At 62.5% G+C, this 9,977-nt stretch carries 9 protein-coding genes; 3 read left to right on the top strand and 6 right to left on the bottom strand.

The window, feature by feature from the left end:
- Window positions 1–497 precede the first annotated feature (497 nt).
- The 3 genes from AC30NL_RS18670 to cysK all read right to left on the bottom strand — a co-directional run bounded on the left by AC30NL_RS18670 (window position 498) and on the right by cysK (window position 2,671).
- Window positions 498–1,082 carry a DUF3617 domain-containing protein gene (locus tag AC30NL_RS18670; RefSeq protein WP_489465489.1) on the bottom strand — a complete coding sequence of 195 codons (585 nt, stop codon included), beginning with the start codon at window positions 1,080–1,082 and terminating at the stop codon, window positions 498–500.
- A gap of 95 nt (window positions 1,083–1,177) precedes the next feature.
- Complete coding sequence (locus tag AC30NL_RS18665) at window positions 1,178–1,354, bottom strand: hypothetical protein (RefSeq protein ID WP_489465488.1); 177 nt, start codon at window positions 1,352–1,354, stop codon at window positions 1,178–1,180.
- Window positions 1,355–1,747: 393 nt separating this feature from the next.
- Entirely contained in the window at window positions 1,748–2,671 is a 924-nt protein-coding gene (gene cysK, locus AC30NL_RS18660; RefSeq protein ID WP_489465487.1) for a cysteine synthase A, read from the bottom strand.
- Window positions 2,672–2,761: 90 nt separating this feature from the next.
- On the opposite strand from cysK, the gene hemE reads away from it, so the two are divergent.
- Window positions 2,762–3,835, top strand: coding sequence for a uroporphyrinogen decarboxylase (hemE, locus tag AC30NL_RS18655; protein ID WP_489465486.1), 1,074 nt, complete (start codon window positions 2,762–2,764; stop codon window positions 3,833–3,835).
- A gap of 446 nt (window positions 3,836–4,281) precedes the next feature.
- Entirely contained in the window at window positions 4,282–6,360 is a 2,079-nt protein-coding gene (locus AC30NL_RS18650) for a primosomal protein N' (protein WP_489465485.1), read from the top strand.
- A gap of 89 nt (window positions 6,361–6,449) precedes the next feature.
- On the opposite strand, the gene AC30NL_RS18645 is transcribed toward AC30NL_RS18650, so the two are convergent.
- Both AC30NL_RS18645 and AC30NL_RS18640 read right to left on the bottom strand, forming a co-directional pair.
- Window positions 6,450–7,610 carry an NAD(P)/FAD-dependent oxidoreductase gene (locus AC30NL_RS18645; protein ID WP_489465484.1) on the bottom strand — a complete coding sequence of 387 codons (1,161 nt, stop codon included), beginning with the start codon at window positions 7,608–7,610 and terminating at the stop codon, window positions 6,450–6,452.
- Window positions 7,610–7,774, bottom strand: a complete 165-nt coding sequence (locus tag AC30NL_RS18640) for a rubredoxin (protein ID WP_489465483.1) — start codon at window positions 7,772–7,774, stop codon at window positions 7,610–7,612. Before AC30NL_RS18640 ends, AC30NL_RS18645 begins: the two co-directional genes overlap by 1 nt.
- Before the next feature lie 26 nt (window positions 7,775–7,800).
- Between AC30NL_RS18640 and AC30NL_RS18635 the strand changes: the two genes are divergently transcribed.
- The gene (locus tag AC30NL_RS18635; protein WP_489465482.1) at window positions 7,801–8,124 is read left to right on the top strand and encodes a hypothetical protein; all 324 of its coding nucleotides are present in this window, start codon (window positions 7,801–7,803) and stop codon (window positions 8,122–8,124) included.
- A gap of 126 nt (window positions 8,125–8,250) precedes the next feature.
- Here AC30NL_RS18635 and AC30NL_RS18630 read toward each other — a convergent pair whose 3' ends face one another.
- Window positions 8,251–9,816, bottom strand: a complete 1,566-nt coding sequence (locus tag AC30NL_RS18630; protein WP_489465481.1) for a methyl-accepting chemotaxis protein — start codon at window positions 9,814–9,816, stop codon at window positions 8,251–8,253.
- Window positions 9,817–9,977: the final 161 nt, after the last annotated feature.

Below are 9,977 nucleotides of genomic sequence, written 5' to 3'. Positions count from 1 at the left end.
CAAACTCTCATGACCTCAACTTCTCGAACCGCCCGGTGCGGGCCCGCATGCCGGGTGGTGTGGGAGGGGCCCGATCAGCGATGATCGGCCCCTATCCCGATACCCGACCGGATCGAGCCGCAGTTCCTCCATGAGATGGGCGTCCTCGCGGTCAACCCCGGGATTGGCTTTCGGGCTGCCACATACCGTGGTGCCCCGCCGAGCTCGCCCCCTGAAAGGTTCCCCTGAAAGGCCCACAGAGCTTGAGTATTCAACCTCTGCTTCGATACAACGGGCGCATAACAGCCACTGAGAGGCTGGGAGTACTTCGAACGTGTCCGAGCAGCACGTCAAAAGGCGCCTGATCTAGGCGCAAAGCGCAGCCATAGCTTGGTTATGGCGAGCATTTGCAACGCCGAGCAGGGGGCTTTTGGCGTGATGAGCGGGCATGATCGAAAAACTCTCAGCCTCTGAGGCCAAAGCCGCGAGCTCGTGACGGGGGCCGCTCAAAGGCTCCGCTATTTCTCCTTCGGAGCTTGATGCAGCGGATACTTCATCGCACGGACCGGTTTCACATCGCCACAGTCGGAGCCAATCCATGTCGACTTGATCGTGCTCTTGGCTGTCTTGGTTTCGCCGTGAACCGTCATGGTGGTCGAGGTCTTGACGATGTAGTGCTCGGGATCGGTGAAGGTTGCCTCGCCATCGCTCACGGATTTGTAAGGCTCACCACACATCGACTGCCACTTCCAATTCGTCGACCCCATATTCGTCACCTCTGTCTTGCAATGCGTGTCGTGCTCGCCCTGCCAGTGCCCCCGGTCGATCGATTCTTTGTTGAGGCAGATCTTCAGCGTGCCTGGGCCGCCGGACATGCCGACACCATGCTCCTTCATCATCATCTCGATCTTCTTGCGCTGCTCGGGCGGCATGTTCTTCATGCGCTCGTTCATGTCAGGCATCTTGGGCCCGCCCTCGTGCTCGACTTGAACGTCCCACAGCCCCGGCTTGATGGGCGGCGTGTTCTGTGCTCTGGCGGTAGTGGCAAAGGCAAACATCCCGACGAAGCCGGCGACTATCAGGCAACGGACCGCAGTGCTCATACAGAGACTCCAAAGGTTGATGGGAGGGTGAAAAGGATGATGGCACGCACGCCTTCCGGTGCCATCGGCGCAATCAGCAATATGAGGGCAAACGGTCATCCGGGGAACGAGACGTGCGCCGACGCGGAAGGCGGCCCCAACTTTCCGTGATCGTCACGAGCGTCGGCATGCCAGCGATTCAGCCCATAAGGCCCTTGCGGCACTTCGATGCTGTTTCCGCCAACCGTGCTCGTGCCGGTGGTGGGGGGCGTGGGAGCAATTGCCTCAGACATGGCTGTATGTCTGCGTCAGCGGCTCGAACGTCACTACGTAGTCGTGCACCGGCTTCCCTGAGCGATCGGCAACTGCGTGACTTTGCCGGGGCCGACGCCGCGCCTTTGGGAACCAGATCGACCGGTGCAGTCAGTTCATCGGGGGGGCTCCGGCTTGCCGCGATGATCGCGATCAGGCCGGCAACCGCAAGCACCTTGCCCGCGTTGGGAGGATGTCCCGTCGGTGCTGAAAGCCTGAAAGCAACTTCTCCATACGCGCCATTTCGCCAATGTCGCGCCAATGTCGCGCGAATGGCAGCTTCAAGTGCTGCGTCATCAGCTTGTCGGCTTCCTTCTCAACTCAGCGCCCCCAAAACGGGAAATTGTTTCGGGCCAAATCCTAAGGTCCAGTGCCTACTGATCGTTCGGCAGGAAGCCTTCGATCGACAGATAGCGTTCACCGGTGTCGTAATTGAATCCCAGCACTGTCGCGCCAGGAGCCAGCGAGGGCAGCTTCTGCGCGATGGCTGCAAGCGTCGCTCCTGACGAGATACCCACCAGCATGCCTTCTTCTCGCGCTGCGCGCCGCGCCATGTCCTTGGCCGCGTCCGCTTCGACCTGGATCACCCCATCGAGCAGGGCGGTGTGCAGGTTCTTGGGAATGAACCCGGCGCCGATGCCCTGGATCGGGTGCGGGCTGGGCTTGCCGCCGCTGATGACGGGCGACGCCGAAGGCTCGACCGCATACACCTTCAGCTTGGGCCACAGTTTTTTCAACACCTGCGCACACCCGGTGATGTGACCCCCTGTGCCCACGCCGGTGATCAGCGCGTCCACGCCGCTTGGAAAGTCCGCTGCGATTTCTTCCGCGGTCGTGCGCGCATGCACATCGATGTTGGCAGGATTGTCGAACTGCTGCGGCATCCACGCACCGGGTGTCTCCGCCACGATCTCGGTGGCCCGTGCAACGGCACCGTTCATGCCTTTTTCGCGCGAGGTCAGCACGAAGGTCGCGCCGTAGGCGAGCATTAACCGTCGCCGCTCGATGCTCATGCTGTCGGGCATCACGAGAATGATCTTGTAGCCCTTGACCGCCGCCACCATCGCGAGGCCCACGCCCGTGTTGCCGGAAGTCGGCTCGACGATGGTCGAGCCGGGCTTGAGCAAGCCTGATGCCTCTGCCGCCTCGATCATCGACAACGCGATGCGGTCCTTGATGGACCCGCCCGGGTTGCTTCGCTCGCTCTTGATGTAGACCGTGTGAGAGTGACCGAACAGCCGGTTGATGCGAATGTGTGGGGTGTTGCCAATCGTGTGCAGGATGTCATTAGCAAGCATGCGTTTCTCCGTGAGCCGCCGCGACGCCTTTTTGGCGGCCCGGCGGCGACGTCCTGAGGAGCGGCCATTATGGGGCGCGATAATCCGCGAATGCATGCGCCCCTGAAGAACGACACCTTCCTGCGCGCCTGCCTGCGCCAGCCCACCGAGTACACCCCGGTTTGGCTCATGCGCCAGGCCGGCCGTTACTTGCCGGAGTACCGTGCGACGCGCGCCAAAGCGGGCAGTTTCATGGGGCTGGCCACCAACACCGACTACGCGACCGAGGTCACGCTGCAGCCGCTCGAGCGCTACCCGCTCGACGCTGCCATCCTGTTCAGCGACATCCTCACCGTGCCCGATGCAATGGGTCTGGGCCTGAGCTTCGCCAATGGCGAAGGGCCGCGTTTCGCACATGCCGTGCGCGACGAAGCCGCGGTGGCGAAGCTCGACGTACCGGACATGGACAAGCTGCGCTATGTCTTCGATGCCGTGACGTCCATCCGCCGCGCGCTCGACGGCCGCGTGCCGCTGATCGGTTTTTCGGGCAGCCCCTGGACGCTTGCCTGCTACATGGTCGAAGGCGCCGGATCGGACGACTACCGGCTCGTCAAGAGCATGCTGTATTCGCGGCCCGACCTGATGCACCGCATGCTGGCGATCAACGCCGATGCGGTGGCGGCATACCTCAACGCGCAAATCGACGCCGGCGCACAAGCTGTGATGATCTTTGACAGTTGGGGCGGTGTGCTGGCCGATGGTGCCTTCCAGGCTTTCAGCCTCGCCTACACCGAACGAGTGCTCCAAAAAGTAAAGACGCATCACGAGGGCGTGCGCATTCCCCGCATCGTATTCACCAAAGGGGGCGGGCTGTGGCTCGAGGAAATGGCGGCCATCCGGCCCGACGTGCTCGGACTGGACTGGACCATGAATCTCGGCGCCGCACGGCAACGTGTCGGCGATCAGGTCGCCTTGCAGGGCAATCTCGACCCGAATGTGCTGTTCGCAAGGGCTGACCAGATCGAGGCAGAGGTGGTTCGAACCCTCGACAGCTTCGGAGCCCCAGGCCATGGTCACATCTTCAACCTCGGCCACGGCATCAGTCAGCACACGCCGCCAGAGAGCGTTTCAGTGTTGGTCGAAACGGTTCACACACACTCACGACGCATTCGCAGCGTGGTGTGAGAGGCCCGATCCCTGTTCGTTCCGCCCCTTCTCTTCGAGGGGCGTTCAATCGCTTTGAGAAGGCTCCGCGCCGGATGAGCACCAGCGCACCCATCGGCGTGAGTCGTGATTTTTTTCCAAGAATTCTCTGCCGGGGCTTGACTTATCCCCAATAAGGGATGACCACCAGTCAGCGAAAAACCCCTGTTGCAGCGCAACATGAATTTTCTACCGGCATCGCTAAGTTGTTGATTTTGTTGAATTGCTCATGTTGCTGCGAAACAGGGCAATGCAACATGAGCGCCGATGAATCAAGGCTTTAGCGTCGCTTTCGCCAGTTTGCCCACAAAGTTATCCACAGGCGCCGTGGACAGAGTCGAAAAACAAGGTGAATCAAGAACTTACGGTGATTCCTTCATGAAGCTTTTAGCTTCGTCTCGTATCTTCTTCAAACGGAGGTGGCGACCGTGATCCAGCGGCTACGCGTCGCGGTCGAGACGCCTCAGCACACCGGGCTGGGAGCACCACTCGACTACGAAAGTGAGTACGGGCTTGCGCCAGGAACATTGGTGCATGTGCCATTGGGGCGTCGCGAAGTCACCGGGGTGGTGTGGCCCGGCGCTGCCGGCACGGACAATCCAGTGGTGCTCAAGCCGGTCGCTCGGGCACTCTCAGCCCTTCCGCCCTTGGGCGGTGCATGGTGCGAGTTGGTCGAATTTACCGCCGCCTACTATCAGCGCGGCGTCGGCGAAGTGGCGCTGTCGGTGTTGCCGCCTGAGCTCCGCAAGCTGGACGATGCTCAGATCGCCAACCGAATCGACAAATTGCAAAAGAAGTGGGCCTCCGTCGAAGCGGTGGCAAACACTCCAGCACGCCCGGATCTCAGCGCCGAACAGTCTGCCGTCTTGGGCCAATTGGCCGATCTGCAACGCGAAGCCGCAGCTCCGACCGTTCTGCTTCACGGGGTCACGGGCAGTGGCAAGACCGAGGTCTACCTTCGCGCCGCCGAAGATGCCCTGGCCGCTGGCCGGCAGGTGCTGGTGCTGGTGCCCGAGATCAACCTCACGCCGCAACTCGAGGCGCGTTTCTCCGAACGATTTGCGGGCCGGCGCATCGTCTCGCAGCACAGTGGCTTGACACCGGCGCAGCGCCTGCGCAACTGGCTCGCCTCCCACTTGGGCCTGGCCGATCTCATCCTCGGAACACGCCTTGCTGTGTTCGCCTCAATGCCGCGGCTCGGGCTCATCGTGGTCGACGAAGAACACGATCCATCGTACAAGCAGCAAGAAGGTGCGCGCTATTCGGCGCGCGACCTGGCGGTGTATCGCGGCAAGCGCGAAGGCGTGCCGGTGCTGCTCGGCTCCGCCACGCCCTCGCTCGAGAGCTGGCATCGCGCCCGAGAAGGCCGCTACGCACGACTTGCCCTGCCGGCGCGCATCGGCGGAGGCACCTTGCCCAAGGTGCGCCTGGTGGACATGAACCAGTTACCCAAGACCAAGGGGTCGATGACTGCGGTGTCGCCGGCCCTCGTGTCCGCTTTGCAGCAGCGCATCGAACGCGGCGAGCAAAGCCTTGTGTTCCTCAATCGCCGAGGCTACGCGCCCGTATTGCATTGCGGGGATTGCGCGTGGAAAAGTGAGTGTGCTCATTGCAGCGCGTGGCGGGTGTTCCACAAGCTCGACCGCACGCTGCGCTGCCACCACTGCGGCTTCACCGAGCGCGTGCCACGCGCCTGCCCGGACTGCGGCAACCTCGACATCGCGCCCTTGGGGCGCGGCACCGAACGGCTTGAAGAGCAGCTCGCCGCTCTCTTGCAAAGCCCCGACGGCAAGGCAGCACGCATCGCACGCATCGATGCCGATTCCACGCGCCTCAAGGGATCGCTGGAGGCGCAATTGGGCGCCGTGCATGCGGGCGACGTGGATGTGCTCGTCGGCACGCAAATGGTGACCAAGGGCCACGACTTCCGCCGCATCACGCTCGTGGCGGCGGTGAATCCGGACAGCTCGCTGTTCAGCAACGACTTCCGTGCGCCGGAGAGGCTCTTTGCTTTGTTGATGCAGGCAGCGGGCCGGGCAGGGCGCGACGCAGAGCATGCCGCGCGCAGCGAGATGTGGGTGCAGACCTGGCATCCCACGCATCCGCTGTATGCGGCCTTGCGCAAGCACGACTTCGAGGCCTTCGCGGAGAGTCAATCGAAAGAGCGCGAGATGGCCGGACTTCCCCCGTATTCGCACCTCGCGATGATGCGTGCCGATGCGCGCACGCCCGAGGCGGCGCGTGGGTTCTTGCAGGCGGCGGCAGAGATTGCGAGCGGACTCCCTGGCGCAGATGCCGTCACGGTGTATCCCCCCGTGCCCTTGGGCATTGCGCGCGTTGCCGACGTCGAGCGCATGCAGATGCTCGTGGAGTCGCCGTCGCGGGGGGCCTTGCAGCGCTTTCTCGTGCAGTGGCTGCCGCATTTGCACGAGGTGCGGCATCAGCGAAAAGATGCGGATCAGCGCATCCTGCGCTGGGCCGTCGACGTGGACCCACTCGCAATTTGACGGGTTTGGTCGGGTGGTCGAAGCGAAGGTGCCCACGGGTTCCCGACGACCCGCGCGAGACACGCTGCGCTTTTGCCCACCATACAAGGTCAAGCGAGCAACGCTGCCATGCGCGCGGCCAGTGCCTGTTTCTGCGAAGTTGCCGTGCCCATCACCGCGAAGCCGAGCAGGGTGCCGTCTTCTGCGCTGAAGTGCGATACGCAGCCGTCCTCCGACAGTTCGTTCGTCCAACTTCCAGAAGCGGTTAGCGGCGGCGGGCACACGACGGTCGGACATGCCGGGGTTTTCACAACCACCGGCATTGCGGGATAGACGACTGGCGTCAGCGTGCCGGCCAGCGTCGACGCGAGTGCACGAGCCTGCTGCATCAAGGGCATCACGAAAGGCAGAGTGTGGCCCTCGACCTCGGCACAGTCGCCCACCGCGTAGACCTGCGCCGAGGAGCTTGAGAGCAGCCGGTTCACGACCACGCCGCGGTTCACTGCAAGGCCCGCATTGCGGGCGATGTCCGTCCTCGGCCTGAGTCCGATTGCGGACAAAACGAGATCTGCCTCGACAACATGGCCGTTGCTCAGCAACACCTTCACGCCGCCATCAAAACCATCGACACGGCTTGCGACCACACCGAAATGAAAGCGAACACCTGCCGCTTCAAGCAAGCTGCGAAAGCGAGCGCTTGCGCCTTCGGGCAGCAATCGCGGCAGCGGCCGATCCGCAAGGTCGATCAGCACCGGCTTGATGCCGCGCGCGAGCAGATCGTTCGCGAATTCGCAGCCGATGAGCCCGGCGCCCAGGATCGCCACGGTCTTCGCGGCATCGAGGCGTTCGGCGAAGCGAGCATAGTCATCGAGGTCATTGACCGACAGCACCTGCGCCGTGGCATCGCCCTCGAGTGGAAGACGGATCGGATCCGCCCCGAGCGCAAGCACAAGGTCGCGATACGGCAGAACCTCGCCGTTGTCCAACGCCACGTTCTTCGCGGCGGTGTCGACATGCAAGACGCTTGTCCGTGCCTTGATCGTCGCGTTCAACTCGGACGCCATTTTCTCGGCCGGTTTCATCACCAGCGTCGCGGCGGTCTTGTTGCCCGCGAGCGCGTTCGACAGCATGGGCTTCGAATAGAAGCCCGCACCGTCGCGGCTCACGATCACGAGAGGTGTGTCCTTGTCCTGTCGGCGGAATTCGCGGGCGACGGTGTAGCCGGCGAGTCCACTGCCGACGATGACGATGGGAGTTGCGATCGAGGCCATCAGATCTTAACCATCTCGAAGTCGGACTTCGAGACCCCGCAGTCCGGGCATTCCCAATCGGCGGGGATGTCATCCCACTTGGTGCCGGGAGCAATGCCTTCTTCGGGGAGACCGGCGACTTCGTTGTAGATGAAGCCGCAGACGATGCATTGATAGGTTTTCATGTTCAGTTCAATGATTCAGGGGATAGATGGCGGGCTGGCTTGCCGAAGCCAAGATCTTGTCGAGTGTCGCCTGGGAGTTCTTCGCGTGCCAGCACTATGAGCCCGAAGGGCGGCACCAGCAGACCCGCCTTGCGCACGAGCATGCCGAAGCTCCACACCGGCAGCGGACGAATCAAAAGCTTGAACAACGCCACTGGATGGTCATGAAGAACGGGCGTGCGCGTATGCACGTGCGGCCCCGCGCGCCACAACACGGCGCCGGTGAACAAGGCGAACGACGTTGCTGCATCGCCCGGCATTTTGATGATCTGCGCGAGTGGGCCCAGCAACTGAATAAGAAGGGAACGTGACGGCGAGGGTGGCTTGCATCGACTGCGAGTATGCAAGTGGAAGGCTCTGCCGCCGCATCCAACGCGCAACCGCCGCCCTCGGTCTCACATCTACTGAGGGCAGCGGTGTAGCGGGAACAGTCTTCGTCAGGCCGCGAGTGCCGGCGCCTCGGACAGGCGGAACACACCCACCACGCGCACGAGCCCCGCGACCTGTTGGTTCAAGGATTGCGATGCTGCCGCAGCCTCTTCCACGAGCGACGCGTTTTGTTGCGTTACCCCATCTATCTGGCTGATTGCCTGGTTGATCTGGCTGATGCCCGTCGTCTGCTCTTCGCTCGAGTGGCTGATCTCCTCGATGATGTCCGTCACGCGCCTGAAGCTTTGCACGACCTCGTGCATCGTTTCGCCTGCCTCGTTGACGAGCTTGCTGCCTGCCGCCACCTTCTCCACCGAGTCGCCGATCAGCAACTTGATTTCCTTGGCTGCCTCCGCCGAGCGCTGCGCGAGGCCGCGCACTTCCGACGCGACGACCGCGAAGCCGCGCCCTTGCTCGCCGGCACGCGCGGCCTCCACGGCCGCATTCAGGGCAAGGATGTTGGTCTGAAAGGCGATGCTGTCGATGACCCCGATGATCTCGACGATCTTCTTGGCCGAGTCGTTGATCGAGCCCATGGTGTCGACCACTTGCGAGACGACCTGGCCGCCCTTGACGGCCGCCTGCGAGGCAGATACCGCAAGCTGGCTCGCCTGCCGCGCGTTGTCCGCGCTCTGCCTCACGGTGCCGGTGAGTTCCTCCATCGACGAGGCCGTCTCCTGCAGCGAGCTGGCCTGCTGCTCAGTGCGTGAAGACAAGTCCATGTTGCCAACAGCTATCTGGCTGGATGCCGTGGCGATCATGTCCGTGCCGCCGCGCACCTGGCCGACGATCTTGGCGAGGTTCGCGTTCATGTCTTTCAAGGCCCCCATGAGCTGGCCGGTCTCGTCCTTCGACCTGACCTCGATCTGTGCTGTCAGGTCGCCATCGGCCACGCGCCGAGCCATGCCCAGCGCTTCGACCATCGGGCGGGTGATGCTGCGCGTGGCAGACCAGGCGGCCAACATTGCCAGCGCGAATGCACCTGCGGCGAGGGCCATCATCATCGTGCGTGCCGCGGCGAATTCCCTGAGCAGCATTCCCGACTCTTCATCCATCTTGCCCTTTTGCAACTCCGTCATGTCGGACAGCAGCTTCACATAGGCTTGCTCACTGTCGACCACGCGGCCGTTGAGCAATTGTTTGGCGCCGGCCCGGTCGCCGCTCGCGATGGTGGCAAGGAGGTCCTTCTGTGCCGCCAGGTCTTGCTTGCGCGCGGCGATGATGGCGTCGAAGATTTCGCGCGCTCTCGGGACGTTGATGATCTTGTCGAAGGCGTCGAGCAATTCTCTATTCGTCGCGCGGATTGCATTCATTGCGTCGGTTTCCCGCTTTACGCCTTCCGCGTCGCTCTCGATCAGTGCGTTGCGCATGTGCTGGTGGATCAACGCCAAGTTGTACTTGACCTCGGTGGCCAGGGCGATCTTTCGGTACCGGTCGTTGAGGATGTTGTCCACGCGCTTTTCGGCGAGGCTCATTCGGTTCATGGACGTGATCACGATGGCACCCATCAACGCAATCACGAGGCCGAAGCCCATCCACAGTCGCACGCCGATCTTCAAATTCGAAACTCGCATGAATGCTCCTTGATCCAATGGGAACAATTGAAAAAAGCCTGAAACCACTGGCAAGTTATCGACCCCCATTACGGATTGCATGAAGAGAATTCGTGCGCTTTTTCCGTCGAATCCGGCTGAAATTCCGCAGGCGTGCCCGTTCCGCGGTGCGCGCGCCCAAA

The sequence above is a fragment of the Rhizobacter sp. genome, assembly GCA_021153565.1.
Classification (GTDB): domain Bacteria; phylum Pseudomonadota; class Gammaproteobacteria; order Burkholderiales; family Burkholderiaceae_C; genus Albitalea.
Note: the sequence above shows the minus strand (reverse complement) of the source record. Positions and strands in the feature narration are given on the sequence as shown.

What these genes read in the sequence shown, in the direction of transcription:
- AC30NL_RS18645 (WP_489465484.1), bottom strand. Translation starts at nt 7,610, where the DNA reads ATGGCCTCGATCGCAACTCCCATCGTCATCGTCGGCAGTGGACTCGCC.
- AC30NL_RS18670 (WP_489465489.1), bottom strand. Translation starts at nt 1,082, where the DNA reads ATGAGCACTGCGGTCCGTTGCCTGATAGTCGCCGGCTTCGTCGGGATG.
- AC30NL_RS18635 (WP_489465482.1), top strand. Translation starts at nt 7,801, where the DNA reads ATGGCGGGCTGGCTTGCCGAAGCCAAGATCTTGTCGAGTGTCGCCTGG.
- AC30NL_RS18640 (WP_489465483.1), bottom strand. Translation starts at nt 7,774, where the DNA reads ATGAAAACCTATCAATGCATCGTCTGCGGCTTCATCTACAACGAAGTC.
- hemE (WP_489465486.1), top strand. Translation starts at nt 2,762, where the DNA reads ATGCATGCGCCCCTGAAGAACGACACCTTCCTGCGCGCCTGCCTGCGC.
- AC30NL_RS18665 (WP_489465488.1), bottom strand. Translation starts at nt 1,354, where the DNA reads ATGTCTGAGGCAATTGCTCCCACGCCCCCCACCACCGGCACGAGCACG.
- cysK (WP_489465487.1), bottom strand. Translation starts at nt 2,671, where the DNA reads ATGCTTGCTAATGACATCCTGCACACGATTGGCAACACCCCACACATT.
- AC30NL_RS18630 (WP_489465481.1), bottom strand. Translation starts at nt 9,816, where the DNA reads ATGCGAGTTTCGAATTTGAAGATCGGCGTGCGACTGTGGATGGGCTTC.